The sequence below is a fragment of the Natrinema sp. H-ect1 genome, assembly GCF_041821105.1.
GTDB classification, from domain to species: Archaea; Halobacteriota; Halobacteria; order Halobacteriales; family Natrialbaceae; genus Natrinema; species Natrinema thermotolerans.
Window position 1 is genome coordinate 159,996 of record NZ_JBGUBA010000002.1, and the last position, 19,323, is coordinate 179,318.

General features: G+C 66.8%; 23 protein-coding genes. 14 read left to right on the forward strand and 9 right to left on the reverse strand.

From position 1 onward, the window contains the following. Nucleotides 1-111: 111 nt before the first annotated feature. The 4 genes from ACERIM_RS05000 to ACERIM_RS05015 all read left to right on the forward strand — a co-directional run bounded on the left by ACERIM_RS05000 (nucleotide 112) and on the right by ACERIM_RS05015 (nucleotide 3,690). Complete coding sequence (locus ACERIM_RS05000; RefSeq protein ID WP_049905393.1) at nucleotides 112-297, forward strand: HVO_0416 family zinc finger protein; 186 nt, start codon at nucleotides 112-114, stop codon at nucleotides 295-297. A gap of 128 nt (nucleotides 298-425) precedes the next feature. Beyond that, nucleotides 426-584 carry a hypothetical protein gene (locus ACERIM_RS05005; RefSeq protein ID WP_006180277.1) on the forward strand — a complete coding sequence of 53 codons (159 nt, stop codon included), beginning with the start codon at nucleotides 426-428 and terminating at the stop codon, nucleotides 582-584. Between the two features lie 74 nt (nucleotides 585-658). Beyond that, entirely contained in the window at nucleotides 659-2,536 is a 1,878-nt protein-coding gene (locus ACERIM_RS05010; RefSeq protein ID WP_006647975.1) for a UvrD-helicase domain-containing protein, read from the forward strand. Further along, nucleotides 2,533-3,690, forward strand: coding sequence for a M24 family metallopeptidase (locus ACERIM_RS05015; RefSeq protein ID WP_373631574.1), 1,158 nt, complete (start codon nucleotides 2,533-2,535; stop codon nucleotides 3,688-3,690). The genes ACERIM_RS05010 and ACERIM_RS05015 overlap by 4 nt, the downstream gene beginning before the upstream one ends. A 54-nt stretch (nucleotides 3,691-3,744) precedes the next feature. Here the strand turns inward: ACERIM_RS05015 and ACERIM_RS05020 are convergent, their stop codons facing one another. Next, entirely contained in the window at nucleotides 3,745-3,999 is a 255-nt protein-coding gene (locus ACERIM_RS05020; RefSeq protein WP_006647973.1) for a hypothetical protein, read from the reverse strand. 178 nt (nucleotides 4,000-4,177) lie between these two features. Between ACERIM_RS05020 and ACERIM_RS05025 the strand changes: the two genes are divergently transcribed. Together ACERIM_RS05025 and ACERIM_RS05030 are read left to right on the forward strand one after the other, a co-directional pair. Beyond that, nucleotides 4,178-6,064, forward strand: a complete 1,887-nt coding sequence (locus tag ACERIM_RS05025) for a PAS domain-containing sensor histidine kinase (protein ID WP_373631575.1) — start codon at nucleotides 4,178-4,180, stop codon at nucleotides 6,062-6,064. 23 nt (nucleotides 6,065-6,087) lie between these two features. Next, complete coding sequence (locus ACERIM_RS05030; protein ID WP_373631576.1) at nucleotides 6,088-6,693, forward strand: riboflavin synthase; 606 nt, start codon at nucleotides 6,088-6,090, stop codon at nucleotides 6,691-6,693. Between the two features lie 43 nt (nucleotides 6,694-6,736). Here the strand turns inward: ACERIM_RS05030 and ACERIM_RS05035 are convergent, their stop codons facing one another. Both ACERIM_RS05035 and ACERIM_RS05040 read right to left on the reverse strand, forming a co-directional pair. Further along, on the reverse strand, nucleotides 6,737-7,759 hold the full coding sequence (locus ACERIM_RS05035) for a PrsW family intramembrane metalloprotease (RefSeq protein ID WP_006647970.1): 1,023 nt from the start codon (nucleotides 7,757-7,759) through the stop codon (nucleotides 6,737-6,739). Between the two features lie 78 nt (nucleotides 7,760-7,837). Then, nucleotides 7,838-9,151, reverse strand: coding sequence for a dicarboxylate/amino acid:cation symporter (locus tag ACERIM_RS05040; RefSeq protein WP_006647969.1), 1,314 nt, complete (start codon nucleotides 9,149-9,151; stop codon nucleotides 7,838-7,840). 324 nt (nucleotides 9,152-9,475) lie between these two features. Between ACERIM_RS05040 and ACERIM_RS05045 the strand changes: the two genes are divergently transcribed. Then, nucleotides 9,476-9,853, forward strand: coding sequence for a hypothetical protein (locus tag ACERIM_RS05045; protein ID WP_373631577.1), 378 nt, complete (start codon nucleotides 9,476-9,478; stop codon nucleotides 9,851-9,853). After that, nucleotides 9,850-11,286 (forward strand): DUF402 domain-containing protein, encoded by a 1,437-nt coding sequence (locus tag ACERIM_RS05050; protein WP_373631578.1) that lies wholly within the window; start codon nucleotides 9,850-9,852, stop codon nucleotides 11,284-11,286. The genes ACERIM_RS05045 and ACERIM_RS05050 overlap by 4 nt, the downstream gene beginning before the upstream one ends. An 80-nt stretch (nucleotides 11,287-11,366) precedes the next feature. On the opposite strand, the gene ACERIM_RS05055 is transcribed toward ACERIM_RS05050, so the two are convergent. From ACERIM_RS05055 to ACERIM_RS05070, 4 genes are all read right to left on the reverse strand, one after another. Beyond that, entirely contained in the window at nucleotides 11,367-11,825 is a 459-nt protein-coding gene (locus ACERIM_RS05055) for an NUDIX domain-containing protein (protein WP_373631579.1), read from the reverse strand. 185 nt (nucleotides 11,826-12,010) lie between these two features. Further along, complete coding sequence (locus tag ACERIM_RS05060; RefSeq protein ID WP_373631580.1) at nucleotides 12,011-12,997, reverse strand: bile acid:sodium symporter family protein; 987 nt, start codon at nucleotides 12,995-12,997, stop codon at nucleotides 12,011-12,013. Nucleotides 12,998-13,244: 247 nt separating this feature from the next. Next, a complete protein-coding gene (locus tag ACERIM_RS05065) occupies nucleotides 13,245-13,412 on the reverse strand; it encodes a hypothetical protein (protein ID WP_006180265.1) in 168 nt (55 codons plus the stop codon). Nucleotides 13,413-13,613: 201 nt separating this feature from the next. After that, a complete protein-coding gene (locus ACERIM_RS05070; protein WP_373631581.1) occupies nucleotides 13,614-14,048 on the reverse strand; it encodes a hypothetical protein in 435 nt (144 codons plus the stop codon). 105 nt (nucleotides 14,049-14,153) lie between these two features. Here ACERIM_RS05070 and ACERIM_RS05075 point away from each other — a divergent pair, with 105 nt between their 5' ends. Both ACERIM_RS05075 and ACERIM_RS05080 read left to right on the forward strand, forming a co-directional pair. Further along, the gene (locus ACERIM_RS05075; protein WP_006647962.1) at nucleotides 14,154-14,498 is read left to right on the forward strand and encodes a helix-turn-helix domain-containing protein; all 345 of its coding nucleotides are present in this window, start codon (nucleotides 14,154-14,156) and stop codon (nucleotides 14,496-14,498) included. Nucleotide 14,499: 1 nt separating this feature from the next. Next, nucleotides 14,500-14,820 (forward strand): hypothetical protein, encoded by a 321-nt coding sequence (locus tag ACERIM_RS05080; protein ID WP_006647961.1) that lies wholly within the window; start codon nucleotides 14,500-14,502, stop codon nucleotides 14,818-14,820. A 39-nt stretch (nucleotides 14,821-14,859) separates the two neighbouring features. Here the strand turns inward: ACERIM_RS05080 and ACERIM_RS05085 are convergent, their stop codons facing one another. Next, entirely contained in the window at nucleotides 14,860-15,966 is a 1,107-nt protein-coding gene (locus ACERIM_RS05085; RefSeq protein ID WP_373631583.1) for an aldo/keto reductase, read from the reverse strand. Between the two features lie 124 nt (nucleotides 15,967-16,090). Here ACERIM_RS05085 and ACERIM_RS05090 point away from each other — a divergent pair, with 124 nt between their 5' ends. From ACERIM_RS05090 to ACERIM_RS05105, 4 genes are all read left to right on the forward strand, one after another. After that, a complete protein-coding gene (locus ACERIM_RS05090) occupies nucleotides 16,091-16,306 on the forward strand; it encodes a hypothetical protein (protein ID WP_006647959.1) in 216 nt (71 codons plus the stop codon). A gap of 76 nt (nucleotides 16,307-16,382) precedes the next feature. Continuing rightward, complete coding sequence (locus ACERIM_RS05095; RefSeq protein ID WP_373631584.1) at nucleotides 16,383-17,282, forward strand: acyltransferase; 900 nt, start codon at nucleotides 16,383-16,385, stop codon at nucleotides 17,280-17,282. 74 nt (nucleotides 17,283-17,356) lie between these two features. Further along, on the forward strand, nucleotides 17,357-17,674 hold the full coding sequence (locus ACERIM_RS05100; protein WP_373631585.1) for a hypothetical protein: 318 nt from the start codon (nucleotides 17,357-17,359) through the stop codon (nucleotides 17,672-17,674). A gap of 243 nt (nucleotides 17,675-17,917) precedes the next feature. Beyond that, on the forward strand, nucleotides 17,918-18,232 hold the full coding sequence (locus ACERIM_RS05105; RefSeq protein WP_373631586.1) for a HalOD1 output domain-containing protein: 315 nt from the start codon (nucleotides 17,918-17,920) through the stop codon (nucleotides 18,230-18,232). A gap of 17 nt (nucleotides 18,233-18,249) precedes the next feature. Here ACERIM_RS05105 and ACERIM_RS05110 read toward each other — a convergent pair whose 3' ends face one another. Beyond that, nucleotides 18,250-18,999 carry a hypothetical protein gene (locus tag ACERIM_RS05110; protein WP_373631587.1) on the reverse strand — a complete coding sequence of 250 codons (750 nt, stop codon included), beginning with the start codon at nucleotides 18,997-18,999 and terminating at the stop codon, nucleotides 18,250-18,252. Between the last annotated feature and the right edge of the window lie 324 nt (nucleotides 19,000-19,323).

Consider the following 19,323-nt stretch of genomic DNA (forward strand, 5'->3'; position numbering starts at 1 on the left):
GAGTCGGTCGCGGTCGGTTCCGTGGCCGCGGGGCCGACGTGTGGGATCGCGAAGGAGGCAGGATTAGCAGCCACCATTCGATTTAATACTGTGGGTTGTGTTCACATGGATATGGCAACCTCACCCAATGACGCCGGTGACGACGTCATCGACCAATTCCTGTCCGACCGCGGTCACTCGGTCGAACGAGTAGGGTGGGAGCAGGAGTATAACAAGAAGCAGTGTCCCGACTGCGGCGGCCTTCACGAGACGTCCGCCAACTCCTGTAGCGTCTGTGGGTGGGAGCCGACGCCGTAGGGTCGACCGCTGACTCGAGCCCGTTGCGACCGTCCCGTCGATAAATTCGCGTTCCGTGTAGTGTTTTTATCAGTGCGTATTCGACACAATTATAATGGGTTACAGATGATAGCGTATTGAGGAGAACTATGCCGGAATGCCAGAACTGCGGTGCGTTCGTCACGGAGACGTACGCCCGGGTGTTTACGCCCCGCGGCGTTGAGGATCCCCGCGTCTGTCCGGACTGTCAGGACAAGATACGCGACGGTGCCGAGGTTCGAGACGCCCGCTCCCCCCGCGATCCCTGATCGTCGCGTCGTCGTCGGCTTCTGTCGCCGAAAACCCACGTCACTTATGGGTGTCGCGCTCCTGTACAGCTACAATGACTACGACGGACACGACGGTTACCCGCCTGTTCGGCGGTCCGGGAAGCGGGAAGACGACCGCCTTGCTGGACCACGTCGAGGAGATCCTCGAGCAGGACGGGGTCACTTTTCGGGATATTCTGGTCGTCTCGTATACGCGAGCGGCGGCCCAAGAGGTTCGCGAGCGGTTAGCCGAGCGCCTCGACGAGAGTCCGCGTGCGCTGCAGGGCAACGTCTGTACGATGCACGCGAAAGCTTACGAACTGCTCGATCTCTCCCGGAGCGACGTCATCGGCGAATCCGACAAGGAGGGGTTCTGCGAGCAGTACGGCATCGAGTACGAGGACGAGTACTCCGGCGCGGGGCGACGCACCGCCCGTTCGACGACGATCGGGAACAAGGTCATCGCGACGAGCCAGTGGCTCCAGCGGACCAGCCGCGACGTCTCGGACTGGTACGACGTCCCCTTCCAGTGGGACGACGAGGAGGTCCGGCTCCCGCCCGAAATCGACCCGAACGCTCAGGAGGGTAACAAGTACACCCCGACCTGGCCCAGCGACGACGACCGGATCGACGTTCCCGAGGCGATCCGTGGCTGGCGCTCCTACAAGGGCGAAGAGGGTAAGATCGGCTTCGCGGACATGTTAGAGCGGGTCAAACAGCGCTCCCTGCTCCCGAACGTCGACTACCTCGTCATCGACGAGTTCCAGGACATCACGACCCTGCAGTACGACGTCTACGAGGAGTGGAAACCACACATGGAGCAGGTCCTGATCGCCGGCGACGACGACCAGGTCGTTTACTCCTGGCAGGGTGCCGACCCCGCGCTCTTGCTCGAGGAAGAAGTCGACGAGGACATCATTCTGCCGAACTCCTATCGGTTGCCCTCGAACGTCCTCAACGCGGTCAACAAGGAGATCCGTCACATCGAGACCCGACAGGACAAGGACCTCAAGCCCCGCAAGGAAGGCGGTGCCGTCGAGGCCCGTACCAACGCCTCGATGCTCGACGTCGTCCGGAACGTCCGCCGAACCCTCGTCGAGGGCGACGGTACCATCATGGTCCTGTTCCGGGCCCGCTACCAGATGTTCCAATTCATCGATGAGTTCATCACCGAAGGGGTCCCCTTTACCTCGCTGACCGACCAGCGGATGTGGACCGACCGACTCACCCAGTACGTCCGGGCGGTCGAGGCCATCGACGCCGGCGAGGACGTCACCGGCCTGCAGGCCCGCCGGCTCGCCGACATGCTCCAGGAGTCGGCCTTCGGTACCGCGGAACGCGACGACCTCTTCGACGAGATCGACGATCGACAGGAAGAAGCGGGTATCGACGATCTCGAGGACCTCATGATCCCCGCCGATGTCGTCGAGGACCACGCGCCGTTCATGCCCGGCCCCGGCTCGGCGGCCGACATGCTCCGGAAGGTTACCAACTTCCAGAAGAAAAGCGTCCGTTCGTACTTCGCCATCGGCGAGTACCAGGGGATGGACACCGACCGCGTCCGCGTCGGGACGATCCACTCCGCGAAGGGCCGCGAGGCCGACCACGTCTTCGTCGGCACCGACCTCACCGAGAAGGTCGTCGAGCAGATGGTCGCCACCGTCGACGACCCCACCGACATCCCCGGCTGCGAGGAGTTCACCAAGACCACCTCGCCCGTGCCCGTGCTGACCGACAACGAACGCCGCGTCTTCTACGTCGGCATGTCGCGGGCCCGCGAGCGACTCGTCCTCCTCGAGAACCTGGTCGACGGCGCGCCGACGCTGCCGGTCGACGTCCTCCTCGAGAACGAGCTGACCGACATGACTCTCGAGGAACTCGTCGAGCAGGCCCAACAGCCCGATCCCGACGCCGAGGCCGACGATCTCGAGGCCGAAGCCGAAGCGCCGTGACCGGTGGGAACGCCGACGGCGCGACGGACAGGCCCGGGTTCGACGACGGCACGGAACTCGGCCGCGAGCGCCGGCGCCACGCGGCCGACGTCCTCTCGACTGCCCTCGCCGACCGCGACAGCGCCGCGTTCGTTCACGCCGGCGTCGACCGCGATCCCGGGATTCGCTACGCCTGCGACCGGCCGGCCGACACGACGGCCGTGGCCTACGACGGCACCGCCGACGAGTGGCTCGTCCGCTCGAGCGCCGAGGGCGGCGGCCACCCCGCTGAGCGGCTGGCGTCGACCCTCGTCGATCGGGGGTTCGAGGGAACGATCCTGACGCCGCCGCGAGTCCCACACGACGCCGCGCTCTATCTCGAACGGGCGGGGTTCGACCTCGCCTCGACGGACGCCCTCGAGCGGGCGCGAGCGACGAAAACGGCCGGCGAGCGCGAGCGCATCGCCGCCGCCCAGCGGGCGGCCGCGGCCGGGATTCGGCAGGCGGCGTCGCTGCTGGCCGAGTCGGCGGTCGTCGACGGCCGGCTCGCAGCGGGCGAGAACGGCGGCGACGGAGCCGACCCCGAACCGCTGACGGCCACCCACCTGCGGACCGCCATCGACGAGGCGATCGTCGGTGCGGGCGGGTTTCCGGCCGGCAATACCGCAGTCGATCCGGACTCGAGTCGCGACCCCGACGAACCGCTCCGACCCGGCGAGCCGATCGTCATCGCGACCGCGCCCCGCGATCGGACCGGCTACTACGGCGGCCTCGTTCGGACGCTGGTCGTCGACGGCGACGGTGGCCGGGAACGTCGGGTCCACGTCGCCGTCACGCAGTCGTTTCGCTCGGCGCGGTCGATGCTGACCGCCGGCCCGGAGTCGGTGACCGCCGTCGAAGCCGACCTCGAGGCCGAAGTCCGGTCGTTCGGGTTCGATACCGAGCAGACGGTCGCGACCGAGGTCGCCGGCGTGGGACTCGAGCCCCGCGAGCGTCCTCTCGCGGGCGGCGACGAGGTCGGTCCCGGCGCCGTGGTCCGACTCGACGTGGCCGGAGCGGTCGGTCCGGGGAGTCGGATCCGGATCGCCGACGTGCTGGCGGTCACCGACGAGGGCGAGCGGCCCGAGTGGCTCGCCACGCCGTCTCAGTCGCTGTCGCCCGCGTCGCTACTGTAGGTCAACGGGAGCAGTGGCTTGCGTCGACGCTCGCCCGGGCGGCCGAGCCCGGGCCTACGGCTCGTCGTCGCCCTCTGAGTCGGGCTCTTTTGCGATCGTCCCCATGACCCGCTCGGCCAGTAGCTCTGGAATGTCGGTCGGCATCGTTAGCCAGTGCTGGACGATCACGAGGCCGACGGCGAGTCCGAGCAACGCAACGCCGAACCCCGTCTGGCCGCGAAGTAACAACAACTCGAGTCCGGCGAGGGCCGCGGGCAAGGCGAGAACGAGCGTGCCCGCGAACTTGATCGTCTCGATGATACCGGCCATCGATACGCGGTAGGGCGGCGACCGGTAAAAACACGGCGACGAGGCACGCTGACCGATCGCCGTGGCCGTCTCTCGTCGGGCGTTTCGTTTGCCGTTGGACGTTCGGATAATTTACTAAAAGATTGAAACCTGTCGGGAATCGTGGTTTCGGTATCGGCTCCGAAACCGACCGCCACCCATGGATCAGGACCCGCGACAGCGATACGAAGCCATCTGTGAAGCCTCGCCCGACGCGATCGTCGTCGCCGACCGCGACGGACGTATCACCTACGCGAACGGCCGCGTCACCGATCTGTTCGGCTACGATCCGTCCGAACTCGTCGGCGAACCGATCGAGACCCTCGTTCCCGAGGCCGCTCGAGCGGGCCACGTCGCCAAACGCGACGCCTACATCGCCGATCCCGAGACCCGCCCGATGGGTGCCGGACTGGACCTCTCGGGCCGGCGGAAGGACGGCTCAGAGATTCCCATCGACATCAGCCTGAGCCCGATCGAGAGCGGCGGCCGATGCGAGGTCATGGCCGCCGTCCGGGACGTTCGCGACCGGGAAACGCTCCGCGCGAAGTACCAGACGATCCTCGAGGCAGTCCCGGACGCTGTCGTCGTCGCGGACGCGGCGACGGGCGATATCGTCGAAGTGAACGAACGGGCCGGTGATTTGCTCGGGTACGAGCCCTGTGACCTCGTGGGGCGGCCACAGACCGTCCTCCACCCGTCCAGGGAGGCCGACCGCTATCGGGCGCTCTTCGAAGAATACGTCGCCGGCCCCCGTTCCGATCGATCGATCTTACATGCGTTTCCGGATGGTGCCGACATCCACGTCGAGACCAGCGGTGGCGAGCGGATCCCCGTCGAGATCAACGCTCACGTCTTCGACCTGTACGACCGCCGATTGATCGCCGGCGTCTTCCGCGACGTGACCGACCGGAAAGAGTACCAGCGACAGCTTCGAACGCTCCATTCGGCGACGCGGCAGCTGATCGCCGCCGACGGTCGCGAGGAGATCGCCGCCCTCGTCGCCGATGCCGCGCGGACGATCCTCGGTTACGAGTACAACGTGGTCCGGCTCGCCGACGACGACCGATTGCGGCCGGCCGCTGTGACCGACGGGGCCGAAACGGAGATGGGCGACCGTCCGATGTACCCGATCGACGGGTCGGCTCCGGTCAGTCGCGTCTACGACAGCGGCGAGTCGCTCCGGTTCGACGACGTTCGGACCCTCGAGGACGGGTACGACCGCGGCGACGCGCGATCCGCGATGTACCACCCGATGGGCGACCACGGCGTGATCAGCGTCGTCGATCCCGCGGTGGGGACGTTCGATCCGTCCGACGAGGAACTCGCCTCGGTGCTGTCGGTCAACGCCGAGATCGCACTCAACCGACTGTCCTACGAGCGGGATCTCGAGCGCCAGAACGAGCGGTTGGACGAGTTCGCGAGCGTCGTAGCCCACGACCTCCGGAACCCGCTCAACGTCGCCCAGGGACTGCTCGAGGGCGAGCGGACCGGTGCCGTAGCCACCCATGGCGACGAGATCGCAGCCGTCCTCGACCGGATGGAAGGGATCGTCGACGACGTGTTGACGATGGTCCGGGACGGGTACGAGGTCGACGACGCGGAACCGCTCGAGTTCGATACGATCGTCGCCGACTGCTGGGACTGCGTGGCGACCGCCGATGCGACACTGCGGGTCGAATCCGACGGCCTCCTCTATGCCGACTCGAGTCGGATCCGCAACCTGTTCGAGAACCTCTTTCGCAACGCGGTGGAACACGGCGGTCCGGACGTCACGGTCACGGTCGCGCTCTCGGAAGGGGGGTTCGCCGTGGCCGACGACGGGCCGGGCATCCCGCTCGCCGACCGCGACCGCGTCCTCGAGCCGGGGTGGACGACCGGCGAGAACGGGACGGGGCTGGGGCTGAACATCGTCCGCGAGATCGCACGGGCCCACGACTGGGGGATCGACGTGACCGAAAGCGCGGCCGGCGGCGCGCGCTTCGAGTTCACCGGGGTCCGGACCGTTTCCGCCGACGACGCCTTCGAGCCGGACCCGGAACGGCTTTGACGCGTCGCCCGTCAGTTGCGGCTATGTTCACGGGGATCGTCGAGGAGACCGGCAAGATCGTCGCACGAGAACACACCGACGACGGCCTCCGGCTCCGGATCGGTGCCGACGAGGTCGCGACGGGGCTCGAACACGGCCAGAGCATCAGCGTCAGCGGCGCGTGTCTCACCGTCGAAGAGTTCCGCGAGCGCGAGTGGTTCGAGGTCTTCCTCGCGACCGAGACGGTCGAGCGGACCTATCTGGGCGACCTCGCGACCGGCGAGACGGTCAACCTCGAGCGGGCGATGCCGGCCGACGGCCGGTTCGACGGCCACGTCGTCCAGGGGCACGTCGACGCGGTCGCCACCGTCACCGATATCGAATCCGTCGAAGAGGACTGGTTCTTCGAGTTCGACCTCCCGGCGGCTTTCGACCGATACGTCGTCGAGAAGGGGTCGATCACGCTCGATGGCATCAGCCTGACCGTCGCGGACCTGGACGAGGAACGCGGCCGGGTCACCGTCGCGATCATCCCGACGACCTACGACCTGACGACGCTCGCCGAGAAGGAGCCCGGCGATCCCGTCCACCTCGAGGTCGACGTCCTCGCGAAGTACGTCGAACGGCTGCTGGAAGCGCGGTTCGACTGAGCGGGGCTCTCGAGACGGTTCTCGTCGCCCCGCCCCAGCCCGGTCAGCGCTGGGGCGGGTCGAACTCGGTCAGTTCCGGCCGCGAGTCGCCGACGCCGTCGCTCGTGACGGTCTGGTAGGTCCGGCGGTAGCGTGCGAGCTTTCGGTAGAGGTAGTAGCCGACCGCCAGATCGTAGCACACGACGTAGCCGACGAAGGCGACCCCGTAGCCGATCGGGAGCGCGCTGGCCACCTGCCCGGGCACGATGCCGACGGTCACGTTGTACGTGCCGTGGACGAACGCGGCGACGAGCAGCCCTTTGAGGACGATCGGACCGGCGTACTCGCGGTTGAACTTCGCCAGCCCGAGGTAGTAGCCCGCGATCGCCGAGTAGATGACGTGGCCGGGGCCGGCCAGCGCCCGGACGGTCGCGATCCCGCCCGCCGTCGCGAGGAGGCTGGCTTCGGGTTCCGCCTCGCCGACGACCCGGCCGATGTAGATCGCGTTCTCGATGGCCGCGAAGCCGAGTCCCGCCACGGCACCGTAGACCGCGCCGTCGATCACGGCGTCGAAACTGCTGCTCCGGTAGGCGAAGACCTTTACGGCGAGCAGCTTGACCGTCTCCTCGACGGGGCCGACGATCAGGTAAAAAAAGAGGAGGCTCCCGACGGCCCCGACGCCGAACAGCGGCCGCGTCACTGAGTTTACGACTGCGGCGAACGTCGCGAACAGGATCGCCAGCAGAAAGGTCGCGACGAGCAGCCGTAGCGGTTCCGCCGTCGTGATATCGGCGTACCAGATATACGCCGCGAGCAGTCCCGCGGGGACGAGCGAAAGCGCGAAAAAGCCCGCGAGATACGGGTCCTCGACGACGAGCGCGGCCGGCGAGACGAGCAAGGAGAGAGTGATCACGATCGCGGTTAGCAACACGATCGCCCGAAACCCGTAGCTGACCGCGTTGTAGAGTGTATACGCGATCAGATCCGGGACGGATCGCGGGTTCCACGTCGAGACATCGTAGAGGTCGAGTGACCCGTCTCCGGACCGCTCCTCGGCGCGTTCGACCGGGTCTCGCCTGCGTTGCATGAGCGACGGTATGGCTGCCGGCCGGGTATAGGTTCGGCAACCGGCGGCGTTCCGTCGTCCAGTGTCCCGACGGCCGTCTCAGTCGTCGGTCGTGCCCGGCGTCGAGTCCGGGACGTCCGTCTCCGACCAGACGGTGGCCGCGCGGTCGATCTTGTCGTTCCAGCCGGCGACGAGCGTCGTGACTGCCAAGTCGCCGGTCACGTTGTTCATCGTCCGCAGGCGGTCGAGGATCGGATCGACGCCCGCGACCATGCCGACGACCTCGAGCGGGAGGCCGAGTTGCGTGAGGACCATGGTGAGCATGATCAGGCCGCTCCCGGGGACGCCGGCAGTACCGACGCTCGCGAGGAGGGCCGTCGCGACGACGGTGAACTGTTCGCCGATGGTCAGGGTCTGGCCGACCATGTTAGCGGCGAAGACTGCCGCGACGCCCTGATACATCGCCGTCCCGTCCATGTTGATCGTCGCGCCCAGCGGTAGCGAGAAGCTGTAGACCTCCTCGTCGACGCCGAAGTTCTCGTCGGCGTCGTTCATCGTGACCGGCAGCGTTCCGCTCGAGGAGCGGATCGAGAGCGCGGTTACCATCGCTTCCTTGCTGCCCCGGAGGAAATCCAGCGGTGATTCCCGGAGCAGTCCCCACTGGATGATCAGCAGGTAGGTGACGCCGATGTGGAGGCCGACCGCGATCGCGAGCGCGCCGATGAGTTTCGCAAACGGTGCGATCGCGTCGACCCCGGCGTTCCCGAACGTCGTCGCCATCAGGGCGAAGACGCCGATCACGCCGTACTCCATGACGCCCCAGACGATCTTGAACATCGCTTCCGCGCCGGTTTCCGCGAGTTCGAACACCGTTTCGGCACCCTCGTGAACGGCCGAGTTGACGTCGTACTCGTCTTGCAGATAGGCCAGCGCGAGCCCGAACACGATCGTGAAGAAAATCGTCGGGAGAACGTCGCCCGCGGCCATCGCTCCGACCGGGTTCGTCGGCACGATGTTCATGAACACCTCGACGATGTCGGGGGCCTCTTTGGTCTCGACAGTCGCGTCGGCCACCTCGAGCCCGGTCCCGGGATTGATCAGGTTCGCGACGAACAGCCCGATACCGATCGCGATCGCGGTCGTGACCAGATACAGCGCGACGACCTGCCCGCCGATCTTCCCGAGGTTCGACGGCGAGAGCCGTCTGGCACCCATAAGCAGCGTGAAGACGATGATCGGAATCACGATCATCTGGAGCAGTCGGACGAAGAGATCACCGAGCGGCTCGAGCCGCGTTGCCGGTTCGCCGACCGTCAGGCCGACGAGCGAGCCGAGGACGAACGCGACGCCGATGCGGTAGATGATCGGAACGGATCGATATCGATCGTAGAGCTGCCTGAGTGTGATCGCCATACCCACCCTGGCAATACTTACACAATAAAATCATCGATCCTGAACATACGGTCTGGGTCCGTCGCGCTCGGATATTTATTTTCCAGTGATGGTGTATCATTCTTCCCGGATGAAAATTCACTACAAATAATTACTAATGGATGGGGGAAGGGTGTACGAACGATCAGGTATCGGTCGGTTGCCTCGATCGGAACCCCTGCCAGCATTGTCTCTCCCCGTCGTCAGAACGATGACCTGTCCTGGCCAGTCCGACGTGCCGGGTCCCGAAAACGCCGATCGCTCGGACTCGGAATCCACAAAGGCCTCCCGTCCGAACCGACGCCCATGCACTTCGACCAGCGAACCCAGCGGGCGCTCCGGGACGTCGGCCTCGAGACCGACGACCTCCGGGCCGCCTCCGAGGCGGTCGTCGAGGCCGTCGCGGACGACGCGGCGGCGCTCGAGGCGTTCTTCGACGATCACGACACCGTCTACTCCGATATGGACATGGCCCACTCGAGTTCGGCGTATCCGGAACACGCGGTCGATTACGCCGACATCACGACCCACGGCGACGAGATGCGGGGCTGGCTCCGGTTCGAGACCTGGGGCGTCTACGTCGAAGGGGGGCGGCTCCTCGAGGACGGCTCGGTCGAACTCTCCCTCGGCCCGACGATCAACGACCGGGTGCGGTTCGCCGCCGACCGCGACAGGCTGCGATGACGACGGCTCGAGTCCGCGGCATCTACACGACGGCCGTCACGCAACTGCTGAGCGAGGCCGACTGCGAGGTCGTGCAGGCCTCCGAGCCGATTCGGGAGCGCTTCGACCAGTCGTTCGACGCCGCGCCGGCCGACGCGACGGTCGAGACGACCCGCGATCGGCAGGGCGTCGAGATTTCCGGCGACCCCGACGCGGTCGAGACGGTCGCGACGGCCCTCGAAGGGCTAGCCATCGACGCCTTCCGCTGGGACGACGAGATCCCCCGCGGCGCGGTCTTCGACGCCGAGGTCCTCGAGGCCGGCGGCGGAGGCGGCGCGGTCGTCGATCTGGGCGAGGGCCGGCGGGGCTATCTCGCGTACGACGCCGTCGACGGCTACGTCGACGCGGGCGACCGCTATCGCGTGCAGGTCAGCGAGCCTGCGCCGCCGTGGGACGACGACCGCCCGCTCGTGGAACCGACTCTCGAGGTCGCTGGCGGGCTCTGTACGCTCTCGCAGGATCGCAGCGGCGTCTCGGCGGCGCTGCGCGGCGAGCGCGCCGAGGAACTGGTCGGCATGACCGACCTGCTCTCGGTCGAGATCCCCGAGGGGTGGGGACTGCGCTGGCAACACGCCGCGGCCGACGCCGACCTCGAGGCGATGGGGGCTGCCCTCGAGGACGCCGCGAGCCGGGCCCGGGCGCTCGAGGATGCGCTCGCCGACGCGCCGGCCGAGCCCGGCGAGCCGGGACTGCTCGCCACACCCCGGCGGACCGAGTGGTGTTGGTTCGGCCGCGAGACCCGATTCGAACTGGACGGCGTCCGCCGGCGGGTCGAGACGACGATGCCGGGCCATCACCGGTCGAAGGCCGCCGATCGGGCCGCCAGCGCCGCGGTCGACTTCGCGGAGGCGGTCTGTGGCTCGCTGGGTGCCGATACGACCGACGACGACGCCTTCCCCTTCGCCGCGGTCGCCCGCCAGTTCGGCCCGACGAACGGCGACCGCCTCGAGATCGGCCACGGCAAACCCGATGGCCGGCTCATCTCGTTAGGTCGCGGCGAGGTCACCGACTGGGACCCCGAGGGCAAGCTCACCCTCGAGCGGTCGATGAGCGGCGGCGGCAGTTACGACGCGCTCGGGGTGCCCAAGGAGTCGGGCGACGTGGCCGTGACGAAGTTCCGCGAGGGTCGGTGGTGGTATCCGACGACCTACAAGGCGGCCGACGGCACGCCGAAAGGGACCTACGTCAACGTCTGTACGCCGGTCGAACTCTTTCCGGATACCGCGCGGTACGTCGACCTCTACGTCGACGTGATCCGGCAGCGTGACGGGACCGTCGAGATCGTCGACGCGGACGACCTCGAGGCGGCCGTCGACGACGGACTCGTCGCCGAGGATCTCGCCGCAAAGGCGATGGACGTGGCGGAAGCCGTCGAACGAGCGCTCTCGAAATAGGGTCCGCGTTTTCGGTGCGCTCGCGCTCGAGAGCGGCGCGACTGGGAGCGTCCGCCCGGAACGCGATCCGCGACCGGCGATCAGTCCGAGGCGCTCGAGGCCGGTTCGGCCCCCGCGGCGACCGGGAGCAGATCGACGTACTCGTCGAGATCGAGCGCGAACTCCCCCGCCGTCGCCGGCCGGACCCAGCGGAACTCGAACTCCGAGCCGTGTTCACCGCCGCCGTCGGTGACGGTGTGGGTCCACCGATCTCGCGGTTCGTAGACCGTGGCGTGGAAGAAGTGCCGAACGTAGCGCTTCGGCGGTTCCTCGCGTCGGGTCCAGACGTCGGTCGTCAGATGCTGCGCGCCGTTCAGCGTTCCCAGTCCGCTCTCCTCACGGACTTCCCTGAACAGCGCTTCCTGCGGGGATTCTCCCGGCTCGAGGGTGCCTTTGGGAATCTGGAGCCCGTCGTGGCCCGGCCCCTCGAAGACCAGTAGCTCGCTCGAGCCGCGCGTGATGTAGGCACACGCCTTCCGGACGTACGTGACGTCGCCCATGATACAGCATAGCATACCGTGCCACTATAAAAATCTGTCATGGATGCAATTCAAGGACCTTAAGGGAATTTCTCGGTCGGATCGCGGACGAATCTCGGCGGCTTCAGACGGTTTCCTGTCAGTCATTGCCGGCGCAACCGCGACCTGACGGCGGTTGTGTCGGGAAATCGGTACAGCAATCCGTATCAGTCGGCAGCGACCGGTTCCTCGTCCCCGACCGGCGCGTCTCCGTCGAGGTAGGTAAACAGCGTCGCAAGCGCCGGGCCGGAGACGTTGTGCCAGACGCTAAAGAGCGCCGGGATCAGTGCGGCACCCGCGCTGAAGTGGGCCGTCGCGAGCGCGACGGCCAGGCCGCTGTTCTGGAGGCCGACCTCGAACGCACACGCTCGCGCTCGATCCTCCGCCATATTGGCCGCGTGACCGACCGCGTAGCCGGCCCCGAGCCCGAGGCCGTTGTGCAACACGACCGCGAGGAAGACCAGTGCGCTCGCGCCGAGGATCGTCTCGACGTTGAGGCCGACGACCGCCGCCACGATGGCGACGATGGCGATCACGCTGATCGCCGGGAAGATAGAGAGTCCGGCCTGTGCGAGCGCCGGCGCGTACTCGTCGAGGACGTAGCGCAGCACCAGGCCCCCGACGACCGGGAGCAAAACGACTTGCACGATCGACGTCGCCATATCGATGAACGTGACGGTGATCGACTCGCCGGCCAACAGGACGATCCACGCCGGCATCACGAGCGGCGCGGCGATCGTCGTCACCGACGTGATCGACACCGAGAGCGCGACGTCGCCGCGCCCGAGATAGGTCATCACGTTCGAGGCGGTCCCGCCCGGGGCCGCGCCGACGAGTATCAGGCCGAGACCGATCTCCTCCGGCAACCCAAGCGCGACGACGAGGACGTAGGCGATCGTCGGCATCAGGAGCCATTGGCTCATCGCGCCGATGAAGACGTCCCGCGGCCGCTCGAGGATGCGACGGAAGTCCGCGGGGGTCAGCGTCAACCCCATCCCGAGCATGATGATGCCCAGCAGCGGTGTGATGTAGGGTGCGATCGGGGTGAACGTCTCGGGGGAGTAGAGCGCGAGCGGGGAGACGACCAGCACCCAGACGACGAAATACTTGCTCGTCACCGATCCGACTCGTTCCAGAACACGCTGCAAACTCATTCGGCTCTCACCGCACTGTGAAACATGCACAGCCGTCTGTGAGTCTGCTACATTAATACTACGGCTTACGTGTACGTTTGCCACCCCGTGAGACTCGAGTCGGGACGCGGTGACGAGCGGCTACCGATCGGGAGCTATTCGACGGCCGGCTTCGGGCGAGTACCCGTAACCACCGTGACGGGGCCGGGACCGGGTCGGTGAGATAGGAACGGGGCTCGAGACGCGGGTCGTCGCATCGGTGAGCGATCTATGCCGGATCCGCGCGTTCGGTGCTGCCGGCGACCGGTGTGAAGTGATCGTCGGCGACGGGCCGGCCACAGACGGGACAGCCGTTGGCCAACGTCGCCTCTCGCACGGGCTCGGTCACCGCCATCTCCTGGCGACAGTCGGGGCAGGTGAATTCGTACGGTGTCATGGTGGGTGGTGTCCTCGACGACTAGACCTTCGGCTCCATCCCCGATAGGGAGACGACCCAGATATAGAGGGTCGTATATACGTGGGTCCGCCGATCCCCACGATCACGGCCCGACGGCCGATCGCAGGAGTTCGGATTCGACCGTTCGGCGGTGTTCGGTACCCGTACTCGAGACACTGCCCGATCGGTCGACTCGAGCCGCTACAGGACGTTCGCCGTAACGAACGCGATCTGGCCGAGGACGAGGGTCAGGAGGACCGTCAGCACACACAGTTCGTAGTACCCGCGCCGGCGATCGAACGCCTCGGTGCCCTCGAGGGCCGTCCCGAGCGCCCGCAGTCCGAGATAGGCGGCCGCCACGAGGCCGGACGCGGCGGTCAGCGCGAGAACCGTCGGCGCGTATTCCGGGCCGTAGTACGTCCCGACCGACCAGCGGATCCGAACACTGTCTCCGAGGATCGGCGCGGACGCGAGGCTCACCGCGACGCTCGCGAGGACGACGAGGAGCCCGCCGGCCGCGGTCGGCCGGAGCCGGCCGCCGGCGGGACTCGCACACAGCGTCGCCAGCCGCGTCGCGACGCGGCGGAATCGATCACGGAACCGCTCGAGCCGTCCGGTAGTTCGGGTCGATGACATCGTATGCTCACGGACGGGGGCCGTACGGAAAGCCTGCCTCGCACGACTGCAGCGGCTGCAGTCGTGAAAATCCCTTTATGTTCGTTCTCGGTACAGGTCAGTACCGTGAGTGAGGAGCCGGACGTCGAGACGGTCGGGACCCTGCTGGAGGACCCGACAGTGCGCACGATCCTCACCCAAACGAGCCAGGAACCCATGTCAGCCACCACTCTGAGTACTCACTGTGACGCGTCCCAACCGACGGTGTATCGACGGCTCGAGGACCTCCGGGAGTGCGGTCTCCTCGTCGAGCGGACCAAGCCCGATCCCGACGGCGGCCACCATCGGACCGTCTACTCGACGAACCTCGAGCGGATCACGGTCGATCTCGAGGGCGGCGAACTGACCCTCCGTATCGAGCGCCGCGAGGACATGGCCGACCGGTTCACGGACCTGATAGAGGGGATCTGACGTGCGCTCGCTCCCGCTGCAGCTCTGGGAGGCCTCGCCCGCCGAGTGGGTCGCCACGTTCGTGCAGGCGACCGATATCCTGAGCGCGGTCATCGGGCTGTTCATCGCGTATCAGGCCTATCGGGGCTACCGGCGAAACGACAGCCGGCCGATGCTGGTGATCGCCGTCGGGTTCCTGTTCGCGCTCGCGGTCCCGTTCCTACTCGTGATCCTCTACGCGATACTCCCGTTCCTCTCGGAGACGCTGCTTGCGGTCTGCAGTCAAGCGAGCCAGCTCTCGGGGCTGCTCGCGATCCTGTACGCGCTCCGGATGCCGGCCTGAACGTGCCGGTCTGGGTTCGAAAAACGCCGTTGTGCCCGATCAGTCGGCGGCGAGCTTGTCCAGCCCGGCCGACTCGATGTCTGCCCCGTCGACCGACGACCGCAGCGCGTCCATCCCGTCGTCGCGGTCGATGTCGAAGTCGTTCGCGTAGCGTTCGTCGACGCGGGTCATCTCCTCGTCGGTGAGCTTGGGTACGTCGCTTGCGGCCGCCCACTCGTCGATGTCGCCTTTCGTACGGAACGTCGGCGTCACGGTCGCGACGGGGTCGTGGGAAAGCAGCCACGCGATCGCGGCCTGGCCCATCGTGCGTTCGCCGTCTCGCTCTCGCGAACTCTGCTCGCTCGAGCCGTCCGCGGACCGTGGCTCCGCGCGCTCGAGGAAGCGCAGCTGCTCGAGTTTCTCCCAGCCGGTCTCGTACCACTCGTCGGGGCGGAAGCCCCGATGGTCGCCCTCGCCGAGTTCGGTGTCGGGCGTGACCTGCTCGTTGAGGATCCCCGAGGAGTGTGGCACCCGGGGGATGAGGCTAGTCGACGACCCCGTCCGCTCGATCGTCTCGAGGAAGTGGTTCCCGACCTCCTGCTCGAGGACGTTCCAGACCAGTTGGACGGAGTCGAACTCCTCCTCGATAGCGAGGTCGCCCTCGGCGAGCCAGCCGATCGAGGGGCCGAGCGCGAGGCCGGTCGCGTCGATCAGCCCCTCCTCCTCGAGTTCGTCCAGTAGCTCGAGGACGTCGGGCGTGATCTCGTCGACGTCGGCATTGTGGAGTTGGAGGACATCGACGGAGTCCATGTCGAGCCGCTCGAGGCTCCCCTCGACGGCGTCCCGAAGGTACTCCGGATCCATCTCCTTGGGGAGTTCCCCGTGGCCGGCCTGTGGGTTGTTGTAAAAGTCGTAGCCGACCTTGGTGGCGACGGTGACCTCGTCGCGGACCTCGGCCAGTGCCTCGCCGAGCAGTTTTTCGCTGTCACCGTGGCCGTAGACGTCGCCCGTGTCGAAGTAGGTGATCCCCTGATCGACGGCGTACTGGACCATCTCGATGGCGTCGTCCGCGGAGCGGTCGCCCCACCAGTCGGTCCCGACGACCCACGCACCGAAGCCGACCTCGCTGACCTCGACGCCGGAGTCGCCCAGTTCGCTGTGTTGCATATCGACCCCTTCGTAGTGGGGGAACTTATGGTGAACGGAACGCTCGAGCGGCCGTCCGAACGGGTTCGGGCGGGACCGCGTCGGCGAGGCGAATCGTTATTTGCCCGCGGCCGGCAGCTACGGTATGGCCGCCGCTCGCAGCCGCAATCCCCGACTGATCCTGTTCGGGGTCGTCCTCGCACTGCTTCCGATCGGACTGCTTGCCGGTCGCTCCCTCGAGTTCGCGACCGATCGGCTGACGATCAGCGGCGTCGTCGTCGGCGTCGTCTTGGTCGTCGTCGCGCTCGCGATCCCCGTCCTGTTGCTCGCTAGCTGGCAGGCCGAGAACGAATCGCGGTGACACGCGTGCCAGTGGGTCCGGCAACCGGGACCGGACAACCGAACCCCTATCAACTCGGCGGGCAATACTTCGGGGTATGACAAAGCGGTACGTGTCGCTCCCCGACGAGGCCGAATCGGGGATGCGCGAGTTCATCGACGAGGTCGATCGACGGCTTGCGAGCGACGAGGACACCTGCTCGGTCGTCGAAGACGTCCTGATCGACCTCTCGGGCGACCGCCAGGCCTACGAGCGCTGGCAGCGCGGCGAGTCGGTGTCGGCGGCCGAACGCGTCCGCCTGCAGAGCTACGATCCCTGCAACACCACGCTCGAGAGCGAGTACTACGCCGAGAAGGACGAGGAGCGGTTCCGCCGCTCGAAGCACCTCCAGTGGCTCTGGCGGCAGTTCGACAGCCTCCCGATCGCGGACAACGTCGAGTTCGCGCTGCGATTCCGGCGGATGCTCGCGGACCACCTCTTCGAGGAGTGTGGCGACAACTGCCGGTTCTTCAAGGGTATCACCTTCACCTACGGCCACAACATCACGATCGGGGACAACACGGTCGTCCACGACGACGTCCACCTGGACGACCGCGGGAAACTCACCATCGGCGACCGCGTCTCGATCTCCGACGGCGTCCACGTCTACAGCCACGACCACGACGTCGTCGACCAGACCGAGGTCCGCAACTACCACACCATCGTCGAGGACGACGTTCGGCTCACCTACGACGCGATGGTCCGGGCCGGCTGCAAGGTCGGCGAGAACGCCATCGTCGGCGCGCGCGGCATCGTCCAGAACGACGTCCCCGCCCACCACATCGCGATCGGGATGCCCGCCACGAGCGTCAAGATCAAGCCCGGCTGGGAGGACGTCGCCACGCCCGTCGACGAGGCCGGCACGAACCGTCAGGCACAACGGCGGATCGAGTACGATGTCCCGGACGACCTCGAGGTCTTCGACGAGTTCGGCCGGGACCTTCAGCCACCCGAGTAGGTCCCGTTTCTCGAACTGTCTTCGATTCGGACGGCGGGGAATAGCCAAGTGCCTCGAGAACATATGTCACAGTGATGGAGCTGTGGGGCTGGCTCATCGGATACATCGCGCTGTTTGCCCTGTTACACCTGTTACTGTACTATCTCTACGCCCGGCGCGACGACGGCGACGGTGAGCGGACGCCGTCGCTGGCCGATCCGAACCGCGCGAGCGTCCGTTCCTCGCCGGGTTCCGACCGGTACCCGCACGCGTCCGACGACGCCGAGCCGGTCCTCGACGACCGGGCGGTGGTCGACGGCGAACCGACCCGCTGTCCCCACTGCGGTGCGCCCAACGAGGGCGATCAGGCGTTTACGTACTGCTGGAACTGCGTGTCCGCACTGCGCCGATAAACGCCGGCACGGACTGGTGCCCTTCTCGAACGCGGATCGATCCGGGACCCGTTCGACGATCCGGCATCGGCACTCACTGTCGCCGTTCGGTGCCCCGTCGCAACTCGACTGCACACTTCGTTTCTAGTTCGTGGATACTCTCGAGTTCTAACTACTGTTCCTCCGTCACTCTTCCAGATTAGTGCAGTAATAAACGATTACGCTTTTGGTTCTCAAGTGAGGACTGGACGCAGACGAACCGCAATGAACGATTACGCTTCCGCCGCCGCCCGGTCTCGCTCTCCGCCCCTGTATCGCGTCTCGCACGATCCCGCCGGCCCGGCGACGCTCAGCACGACCGTGATCCACGCGCTGGCCGACTGCATGGGCGTCGACGTCACCGACGGCCGCGTCGCGCTGTACGATACCGTCGACCCCACCGCGCTGGACAGGCTCTTCCGACCGCGTCACAACGGCAGTCCCCGGACCGGCGGCGCGCTCTCGTTCGTCGTCGATGGCTATCACGTCACGGTCAGGGGCGACGGTGAGATCCTGATCGAACCGCCGATCCGGCGCTGAAAACAACCGTTTCTTCGTCAGCTCGAGAGGTCGGTCGCGAGCCGCTCGAGGTGATCGACGCCGACGACGGCGACGACGTCGCCCGACTCGGCCCGGAGATCCTCGAGGCGATCGATCATACACTGCTCGCGCGTGTCATCGCGATAGGACAGCGCCGTTCCGTCGGTATCGACGCCGCCCAGTAGCGCCTGCACGCCGGCCACGTGGGCACGCTCGTGGTCGGCCTGTCGCTCCGGCGGGTCGTCGCGGTCGCAGTCGTATTCGGCCTTCGTGCCGGGGACGACCGTCATCGAGGTCGCGTGAGTCAGCGTCGCGGCGACCCGACAGGCGAGTGCCTCGCGGGTCGCGCCGCCGACGCTCGCGAGGACGCGCCGGGCGGTCCCGGCCGAGACGCGGTCGGCGACCAGCCGCCGGACGAGCAGTCTGAGAAACGACCAGTTCGGCGCGTCGATCCCGACGGGATCGGCCTCGGGTGCGGCCCGAATCGCGGCGCTCATCTCACCGCCGAACCGCGGCGACGCCGCGTCGTCGGCGCGGTCGCGAGCGTAGACGCGATACAGCGGGACGGCGATGGCCGGTAACTCGAGGGCGACCGTCTCGGGCTCGATTCGCTCGAGGACCCGCTCGACGCGCGCGATGCTCGCGGGGTGGTCGTGGACGACACCGACGAGTACGAGGTCGCCGTCCGGTCCGGACAGCCGGCGGTAGAACTGGGGGGTGATTCGGGGATCGTCGAACGATTCGGGTACGGACGGGGAGTCGTCCATGCTCGAGTGGTAATACGTGACTACCGGCATAACCCTTCCGTTGTGTTGACTCGATGCTGAGTCAGTATTTATTCGCCAACCGACGCCGGGTCGGGCATCGTTTCGGCCGTAAAACCACGGCTTTCCGGACCGGTGGGTCAGCGGTTCGGTCGTCGGTCCCAAACGAGGGTCGTGAGACGGATTTTCGACGTCGTCGTGAGGGGTGGCATCGGCTGGTCCGAACGAGGATCCCGTCGCCACACACTATCTAATATAAAAGCACCGTGCCGGCCCCCGGCTGGGAACTATTCACGAGCCGATCCGATCGGCGAAATCGGTCGTCAA

Coding starts and splice junctions, on each gene's coding strand:
- ACERIM_RS05000 (WP_049905393.1), top strand. CDS start 112: ATGGCAACCTCACCCAATGACGCCGGTGACGACGTCATCGACCAATTC.
- ACERIM_RS05005 (WP_006180277.1), top strand. CDS start 426: ATGCCGGAATGCCAGAACTGCGGTGCGTTCGTCACGGAGACGTACGCC.
- ACERIM_RS05010 (WP_006647975.1), top strand. CDS start 659: ATGACTACGACGGACACGACGGTTACCCGCCTGTTCGGCGGTCCGGGA.
- ACERIM_RS05020 (WP_006647973.1), bottom strand. CDS start 3,999: ATGGCCGGTATCATCGAGACGATCAAGTTCGCGGGCACGCTCGTTCTC.
- ACERIM_RS05025 (WP_373631575.1), top strand. CDS start 4,178: ATGGATCAGGACCCGCGACAGCGATACGAAGCCATCTGTGAAGCCTCG.
- ACERIM_RS05030 (WP_373631576.1), top strand. CDS start 6,088: ATGTTCACGGGGATCGTCGAGGAGACCGGCAAGATCGTCGCACGAGAA.
- ACERIM_RS05035 (WP_006647970.1), bottom strand. CDS start 7,759: ATGCAACGCAGGCGAGACCCGGTCGAACGCGCCGAGGAGCGGTCCGGA.
- ACERIM_RS05040 (WP_006647969.1), bottom strand. CDS start 9,151: ATGGCGATCACACTCAGGCAGCTCTACGATCGATATCGATCCGTTCCG.
- ACERIM_RS05045 (WP_373631577.1), top strand. CDS start 9,476: ATGCACTTCGACCAGCGAACCCAGCGGGCGCTCCGGGACGTCGGCCTC.
- ACERIM_RS05050 (WP_373631578.1), top strand. CDS start 9,850: ATGACGACGGCTCGAGTCCGCGGCATCTACACGACGGCCGTCACGCAA.
- ACERIM_RS05055 (WP_373631579.1), bottom strand. CDS start 11,825: ATGGGCGACGTCACGTACGTCCGGAAGGCGTGTGCCTACATCACGCGC.
- ACERIM_RS05060 (WP_373631580.1), bottom strand. CDS start 12,997: ATGAGTTTGCAGCGTGTTCTGGAACGAGTCGGATCGGTGACGAGCAAG.
- ACERIM_RS05065 (WP_006180265.1), bottom strand. CDS start 13,412: ATGACACCGTACGAATTCACCTGCCCCGACTGTCGCCAGGAGATGGCG.
- ACERIM_RS05070 (WP_373631581.1), bottom strand. CDS start 14,048: ATGTCATCGACCCGAACTACCGGACGGCTCGAGCGGTTCCGTGATCGA.
- ACERIM_RS05085 (WP_373631583.1), bottom strand. CDS start 15,966: ATGCAACACAGCGAACTGGGCGACTCCGGCGTCGAGGTCAGCGAGGTC.
- ACERIM_RS05090 (WP_006647959.1), top strand. CDS start 16,091: ATGGCCGCCGCTCGCAGCCGCAATCCCCGACTGATCCTGTTCGGGGTC.
- ACERIM_RS05095 (WP_373631584.1), top strand. CDS start 16,383: ATGACAAAGCGGTACGTGTCGCTCCCCGACGAGGCCGAATCGGGGATG.
- ACERIM_RS05100 (WP_373631585.1), top strand. CDS start 17,357: ATGGAGCTGTGGGGCTGGCTCATCGGATACATCGCGCTGTTTGCCCTG.
- ACERIM_RS05105 (WP_373631586.1), top strand. CDS start 17,918: ATGAACGATTACGCTTCCGCCGCCGCCCGGTCTCGCTCTCCGCCCCTG.
- ACERIM_RS05110 (WP_373631587.1), bottom strand. CDS start 18,999: ATGGACGACTCCCCGTCCGTACCCGAATCGTTCGACGATCCCCGAATC.